The following is a 20171-nucleotide window of genomic DNA, read 5'->3' as shown; positions in this document are numbered from 1 at the left end:
TGCCTTCGCCACGGCAGTGGCCGCTCCGGTTTCGGTGATGACCATGTTCAGCGCGGCGGAGCGGCCGCGGCGGTCGCCCTTGTGGAAGTTGTCGATCAGGTTCTGGTCGTTGGTGAAGGAGTGAACGGTCTCCACGTGGCCGTGGATCACGCCGAACTTGTCGTTGATAGCCTTCAGGACCGGGGTAATGGCGTTGGTGGTGCAGGACGCCGCGGACACGATCTGGTCCGTGTCCTCGATGGTGCCGTGGTTAATGCCGTGCACGATGTTCTTCAGCGCGCCCTTGCCCGGGGCAGTCAGGAGAACGCGGGCAACGCCCTTGCTCTGCAGGTGCTGGGACAGGCCCTCAGCGTCGCGCCAGCGGCCCGTGTTGTCCACCACCAGGGCGTTGTGGATGCCGTACGCGGTGTAGTCGATCGTGGCGGGGTTGTCCGAGTAGATGACCTGGACCTGGACACCGTTCGCGGTGATGGTGTTGGCGTCCTCGTCCACGCGGATGGTTCCCTCGAAGGAGCCGTGGACCGAGTCGCGGCGCAGAAGGCTGGCGCGCTTGGTGAGGTCCTTGTCCGAGCCGCGGCGCACCACGATGGCGCGCAGGCGCAGGCCGTGGCCGCCGCCGGCCTTTTCGATGAGAAGGCGCGCCAGCAGGCGGCCGATCCGGCCAAAGCCGTAGAGCACAACGTCGGTGCTGGTGCGGTCATCGCCACCACGCTTGCCAACTACCGCGGCAAGCTCGGCGCGGAGGAACTCTTCCAGGGTGGCGCCGTCGCCTTCTGCCTTGAACTTCTCCGCGAGGCGGGCGACGTCGATGGCCGCCGCACCCAGCTCCAGCTGGGCCAGGATGTTCAGCAGCGGTGCGGTCTCTTCGAGCAGGAGCTCGGTGTTGCTCATGCGGCGGGCGAAACGGTGCGCCTTGAGGATGTTCATGGTGGACTTGTTGATCAGGCTGCGGCCGTGAATGCTGGTCACCACGTTGTTCTCGCGGTACAGCCGGCCAATCACCGGAATCATGGCCTCGGCGAGAGCCTCCCGGCCCATCCACGTATCAAGACAAGAATCTGACGTCTGGCTCACAGAACTACCTTCCTCGGTTCAGCCGCATACGTCGTCGTACGCGGTTGGCGGCCACCTGATGTTGTCCAGGGGCTCTGGCACCGGCAGGATGCGGTCCATCCCGGGTGCCGTGGAGAAGCGTAAAGAAAAGCCACCGGCTGCGAACGCAGACCCGGCGGCAGAACTTCTACGTTCGCTCTCTATTCTAGGCTGGAGCGACACCGCGGACCGCCGCAACCGGCGTGAAATCACTCACATGCGGGGCGCGTCGGTGCCCGGCGGTTGGTGTTGGATGGGTTGACCGATACGCCGGGTTCTGTGCTCCCGTGCCGTTACCAGCGCGGGAGTAGCGGCCATCCATCTACGGACGCCGTTGCCGACGCCCTCCAGCGGCCTACCCGGACACTCGGGCGGGCAGCCCTCAAACGTGTCCTGTCTGGCCTTGCTCCGGGTGGGGTTTACCTAGCCTTCCCGGTCACCCGGGAAGCTGGTGGTCTCTTACACCACCGTTTCACCCTTACCTGCTGAGCTTCCGTTGCCGGAAGACGCAGGCGGTCTGTTCTCTGTGGCACTGGCCTGCGGGTTACCCCGAGTGGGCGTTACCCACCACCCTGCCCTGCGGAGCCCGGACGTTCCTCGAGCCACTTGCGTGACGCGCGGCCGCCTGGTCAACCCATCCGCAGCCCAGTCTACCGCCGGTAGAGGGCACCGCCGTCGCCGGTAGGATCGTACGGTGCTGATTCTGCTTCCCCCCTCCGAGGGCAAGACCCCCGCAGTCCGCGGGTCCGCCGTCGACTGGCCGTCACTGAGCTTTCCGGAACTCAACACCTACCGGGCCAAAGTCCTGGAGGCCCTGGGGACGGTGAGTGCGCATGAGGATGCCCTCGCGCTGTTGGGCGTCGGCGCATCGCTGCAGGACGACGTCGAACGCAACACCCGGCTCCACGCCGAACCGGCGGCCCCTGCGCACCAGATCTATTCGGGCGTTCTGTACGACGCCCTCGGCTACAAAACGCTGACCCCGGCGCAGCGCCGGAAGGCCGATGGTTCGGTGCTCGTGATCTCGGCCCTGTGGGGTGCCATCCGCTTCGCCGACCGTGTGCCCGCCTACCGGCTGTCGATGGGAACGGCACTGCCCGACGTCGGCCGGCTCGCCTCGTTCTGGAAGCCGCAGCTTTCGGAAGCCCTCGCGGAGTCGGTGTCCGGGCATCTGCTCGTGGACTGCCGCTCCAGCACGTATGCCGTGGCATGGGCACCGCCGCCGGCTCAGACGGTGGCCGTCAACGTGTTCACCGAGGTCAACGGGGTGCGCAAGGTGGTCAGCCACTTCGCGAAACACACGCGCGGCGAGCTGGCACGGCACCTGCTGGCCCGCCGCGGCAACGCCCCGCAGACCCCGGTACAGCTGCTGAAGGCCGCGCGCGAGAAATGGGACGCGGAGTTGGTTGACGGTTCAGCGCGGAAGCCTCACGCCCTGAACATCATCCTTCCCAACTAGGTCGCAGCAGATGTCGGTATGGGCGCGCCCACAACGACATCTGCTGCGACCTACATGGGCTGCTAGGCAGTTGGGGCGGGGGTGTTCCACTCTGCGGAACGCACCAGGATGGCGCCGGAGTCCGGGCAGAACACGATGTCGTCGTCGGAGGCGGCCTTGATCTCGGCGAGGTCCCCAGGACTCAGTTTCATTCCTGAGGCCTCGGAGGTTCCGTGGAACAACCGTGCGGCGCCCACTCCACGCTTAGCGAGCGTCTTTTCGTAAATTGCCAGCATCCCGGCGTCGAGTCCTGCAGCGAATTCGGCACGCTTGCCGCGGACAACAGCAGCTTCGGCGGCCACCTCGGCCAGGGCCTCATCGAGTTCGGCGCGGATGCCGCCGAACGATCCCTGGACGTTGTCCACGATGAGCTGCTGGGCAGCCTGCCGTTCGCGCAAGGAATCCAGGCGTTCCAGGACTTCCAGCTCCACGTCCTCAAGGTCGGAGCGGCGCCTGTTGAGGGAGGCGATGTCCTTCTGCAGCGCCACGAGGTCCTTGGACAGCCCCGTGCCGCTGTTGAGCCGGGCTTCGTCGCGTGCGATGCGGGAGGCGACCTGTTCGACGTCGGCCTCGGCACGCTTCAGCTCGGCTTCGGCGTCATGGACGGCCATCTTGGCGGAGCCGAGTTCACCGTTGGCGACGGACAATGCTGATTGCAGGTCCTCGATCCGAGGATCGGTTTCCAGGGCGCGACGGCGGTTGGAGAGGGACTTGAGCTTTGCGTCCAGCCCCTGCAGTTCGAGCAACTTCAACTGTTCCGCCGGTGCTGCCTTGGCCACTATTTACCTCCGCTAAATCCAATCCGGCCGAAGCCGGGCACCGTATCGGCGCTGTATAGACTCTAGCGCCTAGCGTGCTCCCCAGGCTCGCTCGGGTCACTCGGGGACCCCGCACGCCAGGCTTAGCCCGGAGTCAGAATGAAGTCCCACGGATCGCTGTTGGTGGTGCTTACCTGGATCTCGACGTCATGGCCCTGATCCGCGAGCACATTGCCCAGTGCCGACGCAGCGGCGGGCAGCCAGAGCCATTCGCTGGCGAAGTGCGAAACGTCAATCAGGTACGGCCGGCCGTTCACTGCCGCTTCCCGGGCTTCGGACGCCGGATGGTGCCGGAGGTCGGCGGTGACGTAGACGTCGGCGTTGTTGGCCCGCACCTCGTTGAACAGGGAATCCCCCGCCCCGCCGCAAACCGCAATACGCCGCACCAGTCCATCCTTATCCCCGGACACGCGGACTCCCCCGGCCACCGACGGCAGGATGCCGAACACCCTGGCCGCGAAGTCGCCCAGGCTCATCACGTCCGCCAGATCACCCACGCGTCCGATGCCTTCCTCGGGCAGGCCGTTCGCGGCAACCGTCAGCGGGACAACGCCCTCCAGTCCCAGCGCATCAGCCAGGACGTCGGAAACGCCCCCGACGGCGGAATCACCGTTGGTGTGGACGGTCAGGAGTGCGGTGCCGGACTCGATGAGACGGTGGATGGCCTGCCCTTTGGCAGTAGTGGCGGCCACCGACGTGACGCCTTTGAGGAGCAAGGGGTGGTGCGTGATCAGGAGCTCGGCACCCCATTCCACCGCTTCCTCGATCACCGTAAGCGTGGGATCAACGGCGAACATCACCCGGGTCACGGGCGCTGAGGGGTGGCCGGCCACGAGCCCTACTTCGTCCCAGTTTTCGGCGAGTGACTCGGGCCAGAGTTCCTCTACCGCCAGCAGCACCTGGCCCAGCGTGGGAGCAGCCGGACCAGCCGCCGCAGCGTCCTCCCCAGTATGGGTACCGTCGTCGTGCTTGCCCGCATCTGTAACGCCGGTGTCTGCAGATTCCATAGTCTCAGTTTTACCCCATCGGGCCGTTTGCCCGGCATCATTCAAAGTCTCGTAGGGTGGTCAGGGAATCATCCGGCGCGCTCAACCATTGAAGAGGTCATGAAAACTTTTGTTCTTGGCGGGGGCTGCTTCTGGTGCCTTGATGCTGTCTACCAGAAAACCAAGGGGGTCTCCTCGGTGATTTCCGGCTACACGGGCGGCCATGACCCCCGGCCGGACTACTACTCCGTCTGCGGCGGGACCACGGGCCACGCTGAGGTCGTGGCGGTCACTTTCGACGAGTCCGTCATCCCGGCCGAGGTCATCCTGGACATGTTCTTCGCGCTGCACGATCCCACCACGCTCAACCGCCAGGGCTACGACGTGGGCACGCAGTACCGCTCGTCCATGTTCTATGAGACCACCGAGGAGAAGATTCTCTTCGAGGAAGCCATCGAACGGAACCAGGCTCTGTGGTCGCACCCGATTGTGACCGAGGTCAGCCGGCTGCCACGGTTCCATGTGGCGGAGGACGTCCACCAGGACTATTACGCCAAGTATCCCGAGCAGGGCTACTGCCAGGTGATCATCAATCCGAAGCTCGCGAAGGCCAGGAAATATTACTCTGCATGGCTTAATGCTTAGCAGCGGCCACTCAGCCATCGTTAGGCTGACCTCAGCATTCACTCTTGAGAGATAGGCATATCTACATGGCACGGATCTATGACGATGTAACGCAGTTGGTCGGCGGCACTCCGCTGGTCCGCCTGAACCGGCTCACCGAGGGCCTGGGCGCCACTGTGGCCGTCAAGCTGGAGTTCTACAACCCGGCCAACAGCGTCAAGGACCGCATCGGCGTGGCCATCGTTGACGCCGCCGAGAAGTCCGGCGCCCTCAAGCCCGGCGGCACCATCGTTGAAGGCACCTCCGGCAACACCGGCATCGCCCTGGCCATGGTGGGTGCTGCCCGCGGCTACAAGGTCATCCTGACCATGCCCGAGACCATGTCCACCGAGCGCCGCGTTATGCTGCGGGCGTTCGGTGCCGAGATTGTGCTGACCCCGGGTTCCGAGGGCATGCGCGGCGCCGTGGAAAAGGCCCAGGAAATCGTGGCCAACACGGAGAACTCCATCTGGGCCCAGCAGTTCGCCAACGAGGCCAACCCTGAGATCCACCGCACCACCACCGCCGAGGAAATCTGGTCCGACACCGACGGCAAGGTGGACATCTTCGTCGCCGGAATCGGCACCGGCGGAACCGTCACCGGCGTCGGCCAGGTCCTGAAGGAACGCAATCCTGACGTCCAGATTGTGGCCATCGAGCCGAAGGACTCCGCCATCCTGAACGGCGGCGCTCCCGGGCCGCACAAGATCCAGGGCATCGGTGCGAACTTCATCCCGGAAATCCTGGACACCAACGTCTACGACGAAGTACTGGACGCCACCTTGGAGGATTCCGTCCGCGTCGCCCGTGAACTCGGCGTCAAGGAAGGCATCCTCGGCGGCATCTCCTCCGGCGCCATCGTCTGGGGTGCCCTGGAACTGGCCAAGCGTCCGGAGAATGCCGGCAAGCTGATCGTGGCGGTTGTCTGCGACTTCGGTGAGCGTTACATCTCCACCGTGCTCTATGACGACATCCGCGGCTGATCAGCCCGTTGTCGCCCCGTTTCCTGTAGAAAGAACTTTGTGGGCTTTTTCGCAAGACTGAAGGAAGACCTCGACGCCGCCCGGTCACACGACCCGGCGGCTCGAGGTTCTTTTGAGAATTTTTTCGCCTATTCGGGGCTGCACGCCATCTGGATCCACCGGCTGACGCACCGCATGTGGCAGAACCCGGGGCTGCGGTTCCCGGCGCGGCTGGTGTCGCAGCTGGGCCGCTTCCTGACCGGAATCGAGATCCATCCCGGCGCCACGATCGGCCGACGCTTCTTTATCGACCACGGCATGGGTGTGGTCATCGGCGAGACCGCCGAAATAGGCGAAGACGTGATGATCTACCATGGTGTCACGTTGGGCGGCCGCTCCCTGGCCAAGGTCAAGCGCCACCCCACCATTGAGGACCGGGTCACCATCGGTGCCGGAGCCAAGATCCTGGGACCCATCACCATCGGCCGGGACAGCGCCGTGGGCGCCAACGCCGTGGTGGTCAAGGACGCGCCGCCGGAATCGATTGTCACCGGCGTGCCCGCCAAGTGGCGCCACCGCGATGCCCAGCGCGAAACCAAACCCGCAGTGGATCCGGCCGAGTACGACATCGAATACCGGATCTGACCCGTTACTGCAGCCTCTACCCCGCAACGCGCTTCAGGACTGCCATGACCACCGCGTCATAGAACCGGTCCGGCAGGACGCGCCGCAGGCCCAGAATGGCTGCCGCTCCCCTGCCCACCGGATACCGGGTCCGGGGACGCGCAGCCGTGGCCGCGTGCAGTACAGCCGCAGCAATCACGGCCGGCTGCGTTGACGTCTCAAGCCTGTCCGTGGACGCCAGGACATTCGCCATATGCGTTGCCTGGGCAGCGTACGGCCCCTCGCCGCTGCTGGCCAGCAGCCCGTCAGCGGAAATCCGGCCCCATTCGCTGAGCGTACTTGCCGGTTCAATGATGGCTACGTCGATGCCGTGCGGCTTGAGTTCCAGCCGCAGCGCATCGCTCATGCCCTCCACGGCGAACTTCGTGGCGTGGTACCAGGCACCGAGGGGCTCGTAGAATTTTCCGCCGATGGACGAGATGTTGATGATCCTGCCCCGGCCCGCACTCCGCATGGCCGGCAGGACCAGCTGCGTCATCCTGGCAAGGCCAAAGACATTCACCTCAAATTGGCGCCGGCCTTCGGCCAGGTCCACCAGTTCCAGCGCCCCGTAGGACCCGTAGCCGGCGTTGTTGACCAGAACGTCAATCCGCCCGCGTTCTTCCAGGACACGGCCGACGGCGGCACGCATCGAGTCGTCGTCCGTCACGTCCAGTGCCAGGACTTGGACGCCAAGCGCTTTCAGCGGCTCCATCCTGTCCACGCGGCGGGCGCCGGCGTAGACGATGAAGCCATGGCTGCTGAGCTTCTTCGCTGCCTCGAAGCCGATACCCGTGGAGGCTCCCGTAACAAATGCGACTGGCTTGGGCATTCTGACTCCTTGGATGGACGGACACCGCGGCTGGTGCCGGAAACGCCAACGGCCGGCAGCTCCCAGAATATCCGGGAAGTGCCGGCCGCAGGGTTTGCAGCTTGATGCAATCAGAGCATGGGGATTAGTGCGTGTCCACTGCTTCGATTTCGGACTTGTCCTCGCCCCACAGGGTGTGGAACGTGCCCTCAGCGTCGACGCGGCCGTAGGTGTGCGCGCCGAAGAGGTCACGCTGGCCCTGGATCACTGCGGCCGGCAGGCGCTTGCGGCGCAGGCCGTCGTAGTAGGCCAGTGAAGAGGAGAAGACCGGCACGGGGATGCCGAGCTGGACGGCGGTGGAGACCACGCGGCGCCATGCCGGCAGGACCTCGGCGATGGCCTTGGTAAACGCCGGGGCGAACAGCAGGTTGGCCGGCTTGTCTTCGGCGGCGTAGGCGTTGGTGATTTCCTTGAGCAGCTCTGCACGGATGATGCAGCCGCCGCGCCACAACGAAGCGATCTCGTCCAGCTTGAGGTCCCAGCCGTATTCCTTGGCTGCTGAGGTCAGCATGTCCAGGCCCTGGGCGTAGGAAACCAGCTTGGACGCGTACAGCGCCTGGCGGACGTCCTCAACAAAGGTGTCCGGAACGTCGACGGCGATTTCCTCACCGGCGAGCAGTTCCTGGGCGATCTTGCGCTGCTCGGACTGCGATGACAGGGCGCGGGCGAAGACCGACTCGGCGATGCCCGACGTCGGGGAACCAAGCTCCAGCGCCGAAATGACCGTCCAGCGTCCGGTGCCCTTCTGGCCTGCGGCATCCACCACAACATCGACAAACGGCTTGCCGGTGCGGGTGTCAACGTGGCCCAGGACCTCGGCGGAGATTTCGATCAGGAAGGAGGCGAGTTCGCCCTTGTTCCACTCTTCGAAGATCTTGGCCTGGTCAGCGGGTTCGATGCCGGCGCCGGAGCGGAGGAGGTCGAAGGCTTCGCCGATGACCTGCATGTCGGCGTATTCGATGCCGTTGTGGACCATCTTGACGAAGTGGCCGGCCCCGTCGGTGCCGATCCAGGCGCAGCAGGGCTTGCCGTCGACGTGCGCGGAGATCTTTTCGAGCAGCGGGCCGAGGGCGTCATAGGACTCCTTGGAACCACCGGGCATGATGGACGGGCCGTTCAGGGCACCTTCCTCACCGCCGGAGACGCCAATGCCGACGAAGTGCAGGTCCTTCTTCGCCAGCGCGGCTTCGCGACGGCGGGTGTCCTCGTAGTGGGAGTTTCCGGCGTCGATGATGATGTCGCCGGCCTCCAGCAGGGGTTCAAGCTGCTCGATGACGGAGTCAACCGGCTTGCCGGCCTTGACCATGATCAGGACGCGGCGGGGCTTCTCCAGCGAGTCAACAAGTTCCTGCAGCGTTTCGGTGCGGACGAAGTCGCCGTCCGTGCCGTGCTTTTCGAGCAGCGCGTCAGTCTTTTCGACGGACCTGTTGTGCAAGGCAACGGTGAAGCCGTTGCGGGCCAGGTTGCGGGCCAGGTTGGCGCCCATCACCGCAAGGCCGGTGACACCGATGTGTGCAGACATCAAAACTCCAATTTCGTTGTGCAATGGATGTGCAGATGGCTCCGCGTTCGCTGCGAAGCACGCTGTCACGAACCGATGGATCCTAATAAAGCATATATATTCAATCGGCGTGAGGGAAGCGGTGCCCACTTTGTGGAACGGGCCCAGTCAATCCCAGTTTAGGCTTGAGTCCATGTCGACCAGCCTGCACCACCGTGCCATCGAGAACCTAGGCACCCGGATCATCACGGGCGAGCTGCCCACCGGACACATCATGCTGGCCGAGCACCTTGAGGAAGAACTGCAGGTTTCGCGTTCCGTGGTCCGCGAGGCCGTGCGGGTCCTTCAGTCCCTGGGCCTCGTGGAAACCACCAAGCGGGTGGGGATCCGGGTGCTGCCGCCGAGCCGCTGGAACCCCTTCGATGCCCAGGTCATCCGCTGGCGGCTGTCCAGCGACGCCCGCGGGGCCCAGCTGCGGTCACTGATCGAACTGCGCTCGGCCGTCGAGCCTGCTGCGGCCGAGCTGGCCGCGAACAACGCACCGGCGCAGCTCCGGCGTGAGCTGGTGGACATTGCCCATGCCCTGCGCGACGCCGGCCACTCCGGGGACGCGCAGAAGTTCCTGGAGCTGGACATCGCCTTTCACTCGGTCCTGCTATCCGGATCGGGGAACGAAATGTTCGCCAACCTGATGGGGCAGGTGGCGGAGACCCTGACGGGGCGCACGGTCCACGGACTAATGCCGGACCACCCCCATGAGGGGGCGCTGCAGTGGCACGTCGATCTCGCCGAAGCGGTTGCCGCCGGGCGCGCCGCCACGGCCCGGGCCGCTTCTGAACAGATCATGCGCCGCACAACCTCCCGGCTGTCCGGAACGTGGACGGACCAGCCCCGGGTGTTCCTTCCCGTCCGCCGGAGCTGACCGCGCCCAGAACCAGCCAGAACCAGCGCGTTCTTATCGTGCTATTCCGGTTGGAAGTTGAGGAGTACTTTTCCTGATGCGGCGGAGTTCCTGGCGGTTTCGAAGGCTTCCAGGCCTTGGCTGAGGGGGTATTCGTGGGTGATGACGGGGCCGATGTTCAGGGTGCGGTCGGCGAGGGCGGTGATGACGTCGTCGATCTCGTTGTTGAAGCGGAAGGACCCGCGCAGGTCCAGTTCCCGGGTGATGGCCAGGGAGATCAGGACCGGCTGCGGCCCGGTGGGCAGCAGCCCGACCATGACCACGGTCCCGCCGCGCCCCGCGCCCTGAATGGCCGAGGCCAGGCCGTGGTGGCTGCCCGAGGACTCGATGACCACGTCCGCCTGCACGGCGGCGATCGCGTCCGTGTCGACGGCCTGCAGGGTCTGATCCGCGCCGACTGCGGTAGCGATCTCCAACGGTTTGGCATGGACATCGACGGCGGTGATCCGGGCCGCGCCGGCACGTTTGAGGACCGCGACCGCCAGGGCGCCGATCGGGCCGCAGCCGATCACCAGCACGCTCTTGCCCGCCACGTCCCCGGCACGGGCGACGGCGTGCCAGGCCACGGCCGCGGGTTCGATCAGTGCCGCGGTCCGCAGATCCACCCCGGCCGGGAGCGCCCGCAGCATCCTCGCGGGCAGGTTCACGTACCGGGCGAACGCCCCGTCGGTGTGCGGGAACCGTGCCGCGCTGCCCAGGTACGTACAGCCCGGGGACAGGTTGGGCCGGTCCGCAGGCCACCGCACCTCCCCCGCCACCGGGCCCGGGGTGGCGGGGTGGACCGCGACCGGGGTGCCCGCGGCCGGGCCGGTCCCGTCCGCCGCGGCCACCACAACGGTCCCGGAAATCTCATGCCCCAGCACCAGCGGCGCCCTCAGGATGGATTCGCCCGCCGCCCCGTGCAGCCAGTAATGCAGGTCCGACCCGCAGATCCCGCCGTACGCAACCTCCACCACGGCCTCGTCCGCGGCCGGCGCACCCAGCGGGACCTCCTCGATCCGCAGATCCCCGGCCGCATGCGCCACCACCGCCAAACCCGACACCGGCAATCCCGGCGCAGGCAGGGCTGTTGCTTCGGTCCCCTGAGCCACTGCTGGAGCGCCCATCAGACCACCACCGTCATTCCGCCGTCGATAAAGATCGTCTGCCCGTTCACAAAATCCGACCCGTCCGAAGCCAGCCACACCGCCGGGCCGGCCAGGTCCTGGACCGTGCCCCACCGGTGCGCCGGGGTCCGGCCCAGGATCCAGGCATTGAACTGCTCATCGTCCACCAGGTTCTGCGTCATCTCGGTATGGATATAGCCCGGGGCGATCCCGTTGATCTGCAGCCCGGAGCCCGCCCACTCCGCCGTCATCGCCCGGGTCAGGTTCCGCAGCCCTCCCTTCGCCGCCACATACGGGGCGATCGTGGGCCGGGCCAGGTCCGTCTGCACCGAACAGATATTGATGATCTTGCCCCTGCCCCGCGGGATCATGTGCCGGGCGGCCTCCCGCCCCACCAGGAACGCGCTCGTCAGATCCGTCCTGATCACCCGCTCCCAATCCGCGACATCGAGCTCCAGCATCGGCACCCGGTGCTGGATCCCGGCATTGTTCACCAGGATCTGCAACGGCCCCACATGCTCCTCCACCCACGAAACACCCCGGGCAGCCTCGGCATCACTGGTGACATCAAACGCGACACCATGGACCCGCCCCGGCGCGAAGTCCGCGGCCATCGCCGCCTCCGCAGCCTTCAACCGCTCCGCGTTGATCCCGTTCAGCACCACCGTCGCCCCCGCCTCCGCCAACGCCCGCGCCAACGCGTTGCCAATCCCCCGGCTCGAACCCGTCACCAGGGCAACCCGCCCCGTCAGATCAAAAAGTCCACTCATGGTGCAGCTGTCCCTTTCGTTGCGGCTTCCACTGGTTCCGCGATATTGGTGTTGTCGCTCAGATTCGAAATGGCCTGGCGGACCACGGCAAGGTCCTGATCGCCAAGGCCTTGGCGCTTGAGTTCGGCGTAAAGCTCGACGGCGGCCGACGCCATCGGCACGGCAGCGCCGGCCGCCCGGGCTGATTCGAGCACAAAGGACAGGTCCTTATGCATAAACTTCGCCGGGCCTGTTGGTGTGTAGTCCTTCCGGACCAGACGCGGTCCCACATTCTCCAGAACACGGCTGCCGGCAAGGCCGCCGGCGAGGACGTCGAACAGCGCCGCCGGATCCATCCCGGAGCGCTCGGCGAGCTCGGCCGCTTCGGCGAGCGCCGCCGTCGTGGTTCCTACAATGAGCTGGTTGCAGGCCTTGGCGAGCGATCCTGCGCCCAGCGGGCCCATGCGCCTGACAGTGGTTCCCATCGCGCTGAAGAAAGGCTCGAGCCGCCGGAAGTCGTCCGCGGTGCCGCCGGCCATGATGGCCAGGGTGCCGTCGGTCGCGCCCTTGGTCCCGCCGCTGACCGGTGCATCCACCACTGTGGCGCGGCCGTGGCTTGCCTCGCTGACCCGCCGTCCGAAGTCCTGGACCTTCGCGGGTGAGACGGAGCTTGTGACTACCACAGTAGTGCCGTCCTGCGGCGGATTTTCATCCCAGCTCGCCAGCAGCCCCGCCGAGGCCTCCTCGATGAAGGACAGGTCCGGGAGCATAAAGGCGATGATTGGCAGGTCCCGCAGGGATGCAACGTCGGGCGCGGAGTGGCCACCCTGCGCCACGAATTCCTGGAGGGGAGCTTCGGATCTGTTCCAGGCGGTGACCGCCCAGCCAGCGCGGACCAGATTCGCTGCCATGGGCAGCCCCATCAGCCCCAGGCCTACAAAGCCCGCTGTTCTGTCTTCCATATCTAGGCCTCGACTCACATCGTTGTGTGGTTAATGAAGGGAAATCTGTCCAATATCCTAGCCGCTATTCAGTATGATGAACACTATGACGACTCTAACCACCGTCGCGATCGCCGTCCCGCTCGAAGCAGAGCTGGTGGACCGCATCCGCGCCGTAGACCCCTCCGTAACTGTCCTCTATGAGCCGGACCTGCTTCCGCCCGAGCGTTTTCCGGCCGACCACTCCGGGGATCCGGACTTCAAACGCACTCCCGCGCAGGAGGAGCAGTACTGGGCCATGCTCAACAAGGCGCAGGTCCTGTACGGCCTGCCCAATGAGAGCCCCGCGGGCCTGGCCCGCATCGCGCGCGAGAATCCACGGCTCCAGTGGGTCCACGCCATGGCCGCCGGCGCCGGCGGCGCCGTCAAGGCATCCGGGCTGGACCAGGAAACCCTCCTCAAATTCAAGGTGACCACCTCCGCCGGCGTCCACGCCCTGCCGCTGGCAGAATTCGCTGCGCTGGGAATCCTCAACGGCTTCAAGCGCAGCGCCGAGCTGGCCCAGGACCAGGCGGCCAAGGTGTGGCCCGAGCTTCGGACCCCCACGCGCCTGGTCAACGGTTCCACGCTGGTAGTGACCGGCCTGGGCGAAATCGGTCTGGAGACCGCCCGGATCGCCCGCGCCCTGGGCATGACGGTCAGCGGCACCAAGCGGAATGTTGAGCCGATCGAAGGAATCGAGCAGGTTGCCGGCAACGACGGACTGCCCGGGCTGCTCGCCTCGGCGGACGCCGTCGTCAATACGCTGCCCGGCACGCCGTACACGGAGAAGCTCTTCAACCGTGCGGTGTTTGCCGCGATGAAGCCGGGAACGGTGTTTGTGAACGTGGGCCGCGGCACCGTGGTGGACGAGGACGCCCTGCTGGAGGCCCTGGACAACGGCCAGGTCTCCTACGCCTGCCTCGATGTCTTTGCCGTGGAACCGCTCCCCCTGGACAGCCCGCTGTGGAACCACCCCAGGGTCATGGTGTCACCGCATACGTCGGCGCTCAGTGCCGCGGAGAACCGCCTGATCGCGGAGCGATTCTGCAGCAACCTGCGCACGTTCCTCGACGGCGGCGACCTCCCCCACCTGGTGGACCCGGTCCACTTCTACTAAGGCGCAGGCCCCGGCCCGCACCACAGAGCCCCTGCCGCGGATCTTGGAAACAGGAATCCGCAGCAGGGGCTCTTTTGTGTCCAGCAGTTGTGTCCGCGTGCTGTCGGCGTGCTGGCGGCGGCCAGATAGTTACATATTTGCGCTGAGCAGCGGCGCCCAACTAATGAGCGGCACGGAAATAGGCGGCCTCCCTATCAAGGGGAGGCCGCCTATTGCGTGGGTGGAGTGCCTAGCGTGCGTCCTCCACCAGGAGCAGGTCCCGGCCGTTGGTTTCCGGGGTGAAGAAGGTGGTGCCGAAGGAGATCAGCGCCAGGACCAGGGAGTAGATGGCGGGAACCAGCCAGGAATGGCCGGTCGCGGCCAGGAGGGCCACACCGATCATGGGTGCGAACCCGCCGGCCAGGACGGCGGAGAGTTCACGGCTCAGCGCCACGCCGGTGAAGCGGTGCTGGGAGCCGAAGAGTTCCGGCAGCATGGCGCACTGCGGACCGAGCATGGACTGCACGCCGAGTGAAATGCCCACCACCATGACCACCCAGACGAGGGTGACACTGCCGAGCGTGACCAGGTAGAAGGCCGGCAGGGCGATGACGGCCTGGAAGAGGGCGCCGTAGCGGTATACAGGAACGCGTCCGAAACGGTCGGAAAGGGCGCCGAAGGTGACCACCATGACCGCTGCGAATCCAGCGGCAATGAGGAGGCCGGTGGGGCCGATGAACTTGTCGCCGGCGAAGATTCCGGCGGGCATGCTGATGAAGGACACCAGGAGGGCGGAGTAAATGGAGGAGTTTCCGTTTTCTCCCATCCGCAGGCCGATGCCGATGAGCACGTTTTTCTTCGAGTGCTTCCAGATCTGTACAACGGGGTTCTTGACCACGGCTTTGTGCTTTTCCAGTTCCTGGAAGACCGGCGTTTCCTTGAGCCGGAGTCGGATGAAGACCGCGATGACAATCAGGATGACGCTCGCCAGGAACGGAACGCGCCACAGCCAGCCCTGCAGCACTTCCTTGTCGGCCAGTGCCATCAGGGCGAAGGTGCCTGCGCCGAGCAGGGTGCCCAGCTGGATGCCGACGAACGGCAGCGCGGCGAAGAATCCACGACGACGGCGCGGGGCCACTTCTGAGATCAGGGTGGTGGCGCCTGCCTGCTCGGCGCCAGCGCCCAGGCCCTGAAGGATCCGAAGGGCCACCAGGAGCACTGCGCCGACCATTCCCGCCTGTTCAAAGGTGGGCAGTAGCCCGATGGCGAAGCTGGCCATGCCCATCAGGCCGATGGTCAGGATCAGGACCATCTTCCGGCCGAACCGGTCACCGATGTAGCCGAAGACGATGCCGCCGAACGGCCGGGCTGCGAAGCCCACACCATAGGTGGCGAACGACGCGATCACGGCGCCGCTTTCCCCCAGCGGTGAGAAGAAGAGCGGCCCAAAGATCAAGGCCGAGGCGAGGCCGTAGATGTAGAAGTCGTAGTACTCCAGTGCGGAGCCTACTGAGCTGGCAAGAGTTGCCCTTCGCAGCTGCTCCGGATCGACGACGGCGCCGTCCATGTCAGTCTGCGGTGATTTAGTACGAGTTGTCACAAGAACTCCCTCAAAAACACTCCAGGCCCCCGTTGGCCTGGTGGGATAGCGAGGACACGCCGTGGTGTCGATCACTATATTGAACAGAGTACAGCAAGTTGAACACGCAGCAAGTGGTTGACGGGTTTTTTGTTCACAACCGGGGTGATGAACGTTAAATAGGGCCGCCAGAGCGGGGGCACTCAGCCCATGGGGTTGCCCAGGGACCGCGCCAGCTCGTTCAGTTCCTTGACCATCTGGGCACCCTGCTCCGCGGAGTATGTGGCTTTAAGGGCCGTGACTGACAACCCAAGGCTCGGGCCGTGGGCGCCGCGCGTAGGCACGGCCACAGCCAGGCAGACCACTCCGGTAGTGGATTCCTCATCTTCGAACGCATAGCCCTGTTCACGGATGGTTGTGAGCTGTGCCTTCAATTCGGCCCCGGTGCGGAGGGACTTCGGGGTCAGCACCGGAAGTTGGGCGTCATCGGAAAACATTGCGTCGACGTCGTGGTCATGAAGGCGGGCAATCAGGGCCTTGCCGACGGCACACAGGGACACAGGCATCTTGTCGCCGATGTTGGACGTCAGCCGGACCGCCGGATGACCCTCGTAGCGGGCCAAGTAGATCACGTTGGTTCCGTCCAGCATGGCTATGCGTACCGTCTCCCCGGAAAGGGTCGGCGCCTGCTCGCAGAACCGGTAGAACTCCTGTACTTCGTCGAGCCGGCTGAGATAGGCGGCGCCGAGTTCCACGAGCTTGCGGCCCAGGGTGAATTCGGCGCCCTGGCGGCTGATCAGCCGGGCTTCTTCCAACGCCAGCAACAGGTTGGAGGTGGACGACTTGGGGATACCCAGCTCGCGGGCCAGGTCGCTCAGTGTCAGCCGCCCCGTCGCCGAGGCTGACAAGGCGTCCATGACGGCGGCGGCACGCGTGACCGCCGGCGCCGGCGATGTGCTCCCCAAACCCTCGGAGGAGCGGGAAGTGCGGGAATCGGCCATGATTCTCCTTCGATCGGCACGCCGGGGCGCTTCGCGTAGATGCGTTCATTCTGCTGAACACTAACCATCATAATGGCTTAGGCGCGATTTAAGGCCCGGCCAAGGCGCCGTCAACCGCGCCACGCACGCGTGGTCCGCGTGGCATTTGTTTGTTTCAGGAAGTTCACGGTATATTCATTTCAGACCCTCCACCGCGGCATCCCCCAATAGTCGCGGTGGAGGGTTTTCCAATGCCTGAATGTTGCCATGGCCTTGGCCACCGGGTTCAGGCGACGTCCACCACGGATTCCCTCAGCCTCCAGCCGCCACCAAGGCCGTCGCGCTCCAGCACCATGGTGGTCAGCGCGGACTGCGGATTGCGGCCCAGCCGCACCTGGACCTGCAAGACCTCAACGTCCACGCGGCCCAGACCTTTGGGCATTCGCCGCTGCGCCTCCCACCAGCTCACACGCTCAAACCATCTCACTGCGTCGGCACCGACGGCCCATTCCCTGCCGTTGCTGACCACCGCCGTCGGGCTCCCGTCCTTGGCCGTCTTCACCACCACATATTCCATAGCGGGAACACTAGGGACAGCCACCGACAATATGGCGCCGCCCCTAGCGGTATTGAGCCAGCGCGGCCCTGTACGGGCAACAAAAAACCCCGTTGTTCCCGGCAGGTCGGGCCAGGAACAACAGGGTTTGGTGGTGGGTCCTACCGGGATCGAACCGATGACATCCACGGTGTAAACGTGGCGCTCTACCAGCTGAGCTAAAGACCCAAACTGCCGGTTTTTCGCACCTCAGCGCGTCAACCAACGAACATAAACTCTACCTGACGGGCGGGACGAAAAGCCAATCGACACCGTCGGCCCCGAACGGTCAAAGATCAGGGAGTTCGGCGGCGAGCCAGGTCAGTGCCTCGCTGACGCCGGCGTCGAGCTTGATGGTGGCGTACTGGTCGCCCCGGGTACCGCCCCTGTTGATGATCACCACAGGCTTGCCGTCCTTCGCCGCGTGACGGACGAACCGCAGTCCGCTCATCACGGTCAGCGATGAACCGGCAACAAGCAATGCCTCTGAAATGTCCACCATCGTGTAGGCGGCTTCTGCGCGTTCTTTGGGCACGTTCTCGCCGAAGTAGACAAAGTCGGGCTTGAGAATTCCGCTGCAGGCGGGGCAGGCAGCGACCACAAAACTGCTGATCAGAGCAATGTCCTCAACAGTGGCGTCGGCGTCGGGCGCCATTTCCACCAGGCCGGAAGTTGTGGCGCGCGCCAGGAAGCCGGGATTGAGTTCTTCGAGCACCCCGGCCAGCAGGCGACGCGTGTAGGTGCGCTTGCAATCGAGGCAGACCACCCGGTCATAACGGCCGTGGAGGTCAATGACATTCCGGCTGCCGGCGTCTTCATGCAGCCGGTCGACGTTCTGGGTGATCAACCCAGTGAGCAGGCCCCGCCGCTCAAGTTCTGCGGCCGCAGTGTGCCCAGGGTTTGGATCTGCGTGCCGCAAGTGGGACCAGCCAATATGGTTCCGCGCCCAATAGCGCTGGCGGTTGGCGTCGTCGCGCACAAACTCCTGGTACGTCATGGGCGAACGTGGCACGGCGTCCGGCCCGCGGTAATCCGGGATGCCCGAATCGGTGCTCAGCCCTGCGCCGGTCAGTAAGGCCAGCCGCTTGCCGGACAAAAGCTCCCGGACGCGTTCAAGCCCCTGAAGGTCCGCACTGGACAACGCGGCAGGGTCAGCGGCCGGCAGGCTGGCGAAGCCCGTCAGGCCGATGCCGTGCCGCTGCTGGTCCATGCGGCCTCAGGCCTGTTCCAGACCTGCCAGAGCATCCTGGTACTCGGCGAGCTCGCGGGCCTGCCCACGCGGATTCACCACAACGTAGCGGATTGTTCCTGCTGCATCGATGATGAACGTCCCGCGCCCAGCCATGCCGCTCTCCGGGTCGAAGACTCCATAGGCGGAAGCGACAGCGCCGTGCGGCCAGAAGTCAGCCAGAAGGTCAAAGCCGTAGCTTTCCTTCTCGGCATAAGCCCGCAGGCTGAACTTGCTGTCCACGGACACGGCCAGGACAGTGGCCCTGGCATCCTCGAACGCGGCCAGGTTGTCCCGGATTTCGCAGAGCTCGCCGGTACAGACACCCGAAAAAGCAAACGGATAAAACACCAGCACAACGTTCTGCCCGCGGAAAGTGGATAGCCGGACAGGTTCTCCGAACTGGTTTACCAGCTCAAAGTCCGGGGCAAGCTCCCCCACCGCCGGAACAGTCTGCCCGGCTACGGCAAGAGCTGCCGTCACTTGTTCTTCCTGCTGACCAGGCGGGCGGCACTCCAGTCCTTTGACACACCTGCCGAGGTGGTGAGGTGCAGGCCCGCAGTGGGCGCCGCTTCCTGGATTTCCGCCGGCGACACGTACCCGGTGCGCCCGGACTTTGGCGTCAACACCCAAACAACCCCGGTTTCGCTCAGGGTGGTCAGGGAATCCATGAGGCTGTCGACCAGATCCCCGTCGCCGTCCCGCCACCAAAAAATGACGGCGTCAACAACGTCGTGGTCGTCCTCGTCCAGGAGCTCGGACCCTGTCAGGTCCTCAATATCATCACGTAAGTCGAAATCGACGTCGTCGTCGTAACCGAACTCCTGAATCAGATCCCCGTTTTTGAAACCCAATTTTTCCGCCACATTTACCGAAGTGGCGGCGTCGGCCTCGCTCACGTGTTCCTCCAATGCCTAATACATGCAATTCGCATAGTGATTTCCATTACTCCCAGCCAACACCCTTTGTGCCTGCGCTTCAAGCTGCCACCACCGCGATCCGCCATATTCTGCGTCACATCCGGCGCCGTCAGCCTGCGTTGCAGCGGCTTTCGTCACACAACCAGTATGACGGCGAAATACAACAGGGACGCCATGGACGCGGCTACGCATCGCGCTGGAGTCACAGCTAGAGTGACTGGTGACAACTATGCCTGCGGGGCGACCGCCTGGAACTCAACGGCAGACATAGGCGTGATAGGACCCTGCCCGGCGCACATGACCGGGCTGTTGTAACCGATACGTCGCACACGTCGCATTCATGCCGGACAGTCACCCTGCCCGGCATGTGGGCGCCGATGCATGCGCGCAAAGAGAGGTTGGACGTGGCTGCAGGAGAAGATACCTCCCATATCCTCAGCGGGTTGACAAACCAGCTGCCTGATCGTGATCCGGAAGAGACCGCCGAATGGGCTGAGTCCCTGGATGCACTGATCAGGGAACAGGGCACGGAGCGTGCCCAATACATCATGCGGAGCCTGCTGCAGCGCGCCGGCGCGCAGAGCGTCGGCGTGCCGATGGTGACCACCACGGACTATGTGAACACCATCCCGGTGGACCAGGAAGCTCCGTTCCCCGGCAACGAAGAGTTCGAGCGCCGGTACCGGGCGTACATGCGCTGGAACGCCGCGATCATGGTGCACCGGGCGCAGCGGCCGAACATCGGGGTGGGCGGGCACATCTCCACCTACGCCGGGGCCGCCACCCTGTACGAGGTCGGCTTCAACCACTTCTTCCGCGGCAAGGACCACTCCGGCGGCGGTGACCAGGTCTTCTTCCAGGGCCACGCCTCCCCCGGCATGTACGCCCGCGCGTTTATGGAAGGCCGGCTCGCCGAGGAG

The 20171-nt window shown here is 65.0% G+C and carries 20 protein-coding genes, 1 tRNA gene, 1 other RNA gene and 1 pseudogene; 7 read left to right on the top strand and 16 right to left on the bottom strand.

Annotated elements, in window-relative coordinates; translation table 11 throughout:
• Both V6M49_RS18120 and rnpB read right to left on the bottom strand, forming a co-directional pair.
• The coding region (locus V6M49_RS18120) for a glyceraldehyde-3-phosphate dehydrogenase (protein ID WP_332762497.1) at positions 1-1074 on the bottom strand (1074 nt) is incomplete at its 3' end.
• A 268-nt stretch (positions 1075-1342) separates the two neighbouring features.
• Positions 1343-1729, bottom strand: an RNA gene (rnpB, locus tag V6M49_RS18115) — RNase P RNA component class A.
• Between the two features lie 57 nt (positions 1730-1786).
• Here rnpB and V6M49_RS18110 point away from each other — a divergent pair.
• Positions 1787-2551 (top strand): YaaA family protein, encoded by a 765-nt coding sequence (locus V6M49_RS18110; protein WP_104060864.1) that lies wholly within the window; start codon positions 1787-1789, stop codon positions 2549-2551.
• A 62-nt stretch (positions 2552-2613) separates the two neighbouring features.
• Here the strand turns inward: V6M49_RS18110 and V6M49_RS18105 are convergent, their stop codons facing one another.
• Both V6M49_RS18105 and V6M49_RS18100 read right to left on the bottom strand, forming a co-directional pair.
• Positions 2614-3369 carry a zinc ribbon domain-containing protein gene (locus V6M49_RS18105; RefSeq protein WP_141140857.1) on the bottom strand — a complete coding sequence of 252 codons (756 nt, stop codon included), beginning with the start codon at positions 3367-3369 and terminating at the stop codon, positions 2614-2616.
• Positions 3370-3491: 122 nt separating this feature from the next.
• Positions 3492-4415, bottom strand: coding sequence for a Nif3-like dinuclear metal center hexameric protein (locus V6M49_RS18100; protein ID WP_332762494.1), 924 nt, complete (start codon positions 4413-4415; stop codon positions 3492-3494).
• A 99-nt stretch (positions 4416-4514) separates the two neighbouring features.
• Between V6M49_RS18100 and msrA the strand changes: the two genes are divergently transcribed.
• From msrA to epsC, 3 genes are all read left to right on the top strand, one after another.
• Entirely contained in the window at positions 4515-5039 is a 525-nt protein-coding gene (msrA, locus tag V6M49_RS18095) for a peptide-methionine (S)-S-oxide reductase MsrA (RefSeq protein WP_058932138.1), read from the top strand.
• A gap of 65 nt (positions 5040-5104) precedes the next feature.
• On the top strand, positions 5105-6040 hold the full coding sequence (gene cysK, locus V6M49_RS18090) for a cysteine synthase A (RefSeq protein ID WP_058932137.1): 936 nt from the start codon (positions 5105-5107) through the stop codon (positions 6038-6040).
• A 39-nt stretch (positions 6041-6079) separates the two neighbouring features.
• A complete protein-coding gene (epsC, locus tag V6M49_RS18085) occupies positions 6080-6664 on the top strand; it encodes a serine O-acetyltransferase EpsC (protein ID WP_104060868.1) in 585 nt (194 codons plus the stop codon).
• Between the two features lie 16 nt (positions 6665-6680).
• On the opposite strand, the gene V6M49_RS18080 is transcribed toward epsC, so the two are convergent.
• Both V6M49_RS18080 and gndA read right to left on the bottom strand, forming a co-directional pair.
• On the bottom strand, positions 6681-7514 hold the full coding sequence (locus tag V6M49_RS18080; RefSeq protein WP_332762490.1) for an oxidoreductase: 834 nt from the start codon (positions 7512-7514) through the stop codon (positions 6681-6683).
• Between the two features lie 124 nt (positions 7515-7638).
• Positions 7639-9075, bottom strand: coding sequence for an NADP-dependent phosphogluconate dehydrogenase (gndA, locus tag V6M49_RS18075; protein ID WP_104060870.1), 1437 nt, complete (start codon positions 9073-9075; stop codon positions 7639-7641).
• 172 nt (positions 9076-9247) lie between these two features.
• Here gndA and V6M49_RS18070 point away from each other — a divergent pair, with 172 nt between their 5' ends.
• A complete protein-coding gene (locus V6M49_RS18070) occupies positions 9248-9976 on the top strand; it encodes a FadR/GntR family transcriptional regulator (protein WP_332762487.1) in 729 nt (242 codons plus the stop codon).
• Between the two features lie 41 nt (positions 9977-10017).
• Here the strand turns inward: V6M49_RS18070 and V6M49_RS18065 are convergent, their stop codons facing one another.
• Genes V6M49_RS18065 through V6M49_RS18055 form a run of 3 tightly spaced genes read right to left on the bottom strand, consistent with a single transcriptional unit; the run spans position 10018 to position 12832 of the window.
• The gene (locus V6M49_RS18065; RefSeq protein ID WP_332762485.1) at positions 10018-11121 is read right to left on the bottom strand and encodes an L-idonate 5-dehydrogenase; all 1104 of its coding nucleotides are present in this window, start codon (positions 11119-11121) and stop codon (positions 10018-10020) included.
• Positions 11121-11891, bottom strand: coding sequence for an SDR family oxidoreductase (locus tag V6M49_RS18060; protein WP_332762483.1), 771 nt, complete (start codon positions 11889-11891; stop codon positions 11121-11123). The genes V6M49_RS18065 and V6M49_RS18060 overlap by 1 nt, the downstream gene beginning before the upstream one ends.
• Entirely contained in the window at positions 11888-12832 is a 945-nt protein-coding gene (locus V6M49_RS18055) for an NAD(P)-dependent oxidoreductase (protein ID WP_332762481.1), read from the bottom strand. Before V6M49_RS18055 ends, V6M49_RS18060 begins: the two co-directional genes overlap by 4 nt.
• A 73-nt stretch (positions 12833-12905) precedes the next feature.
• Between V6M49_RS18055 and V6M49_RS18050 the strand changes: the two genes are divergently transcribed.
• Entirely contained in the window at positions 12906-13970 is a 1065-nt protein-coding gene (locus V6M49_RS18050; RefSeq protein WP_332762479.1) for a D-2-hydroxyacid dehydrogenase, read from the top strand.
• Between the two features lie 229 nt (positions 13971-14199).
• On the opposite strand, the gene V6M49_RS18045 is transcribed toward V6M49_RS18050, so the two are convergent.
• From V6M49_RS18045 to V6M49_RS18015, 7 genes are all read right to left on the bottom strand, one after another.
• Positions 14200-15516 (bottom strand): MFS transporter, encoded by a 1317-nt coding sequence (locus V6M49_RS18045; RefSeq protein ID WP_332762499.1) that lies wholly within the window; start codon positions 15514-15516, stop codon positions 14200-14202.
• A gap of 215 nt (positions 15517-15731) precedes the next feature.
• Positions 15732-16529: an IclR family transcriptional regulator gene (locus V6M49_RS18040; RefSeq protein WP_141140863.1), complete on the bottom strand. Its 798-nt coding sequence runs from the start codon at positions 16527-16529 to the stop codon at positions 15732-15734.
• 265 nt (positions 16530-16794) lie between these two features.
• Positions 16795-17085, bottom strand: a complete 291-nt coding sequence (locus V6M49_RS18035) for a hypothetical protein (protein WP_141140864.1) — start codon at positions 17083-17085, stop codon at positions 16795-16797.
• A 131-nt stretch (positions 17086-17216) separates the two neighbouring features.
• Positions 17217-17292: transfer RNA gene (locus V6M49_RS18030), tRNA-Val, on the bottom strand.
• Positions 17293-17392: 100 nt separating this feature from the next.
• A complete protein-coding gene (locus V6M49_RS18025; protein ID WP_332762477.1) occupies positions 17393-18313 on the bottom strand; it encodes an NAD-dependent protein deacetylase in 921 nt (306 codons plus the stop codon).
• Positions 18314-18319: 6 nt separating this feature from the next.
• Positions 18320-18814 carry a peroxiredoxin gene (locus V6M49_RS18020; RefSeq protein ID WP_058932125.1) on the bottom strand — a complete coding sequence of 165 codons (495 nt, stop codon included), beginning with the start codon at positions 18812-18814 and terminating at the stop codon, positions 18320-18322.
• Positions 18811-19230: a DUF3052 domain-containing protein gene (locus V6M49_RS18015; RefSeq protein WP_332762475.1), complete on the bottom strand. Its 420-nt coding sequence runs from the start codon at positions 19228-19230 to the stop codon at positions 18811-18813. The genes V6M49_RS18020 and V6M49_RS18015 overlap by 4 nt, the downstream gene beginning before the upstream one ends.
• A 398-nt stretch (positions 19231-19628) precedes the next feature.
• On the opposite strand from V6M49_RS18015, the pseudogene V6M49_RS18010 reads away from it, so the two are divergent.
• A pseudogene (locus V6M49_RS18010) lies at positions 19629-20171 on the top strand (pyruvate dehydrogenase (acetyl-transferring), homodimeric type); the annotation flags it as partial.

Origin of the sequence: Pseudarthrobacter sp., from assembly GCF_036675385.1 — a bacterium.
GTDB lineage: Bacteria > Actinomycetota > Actinomycetes > Actinomycetales > Micrococcaceae > Arthrobacter.
This window is presented reverse-complemented; position numbering and strand designations above follow the sequence as displayed.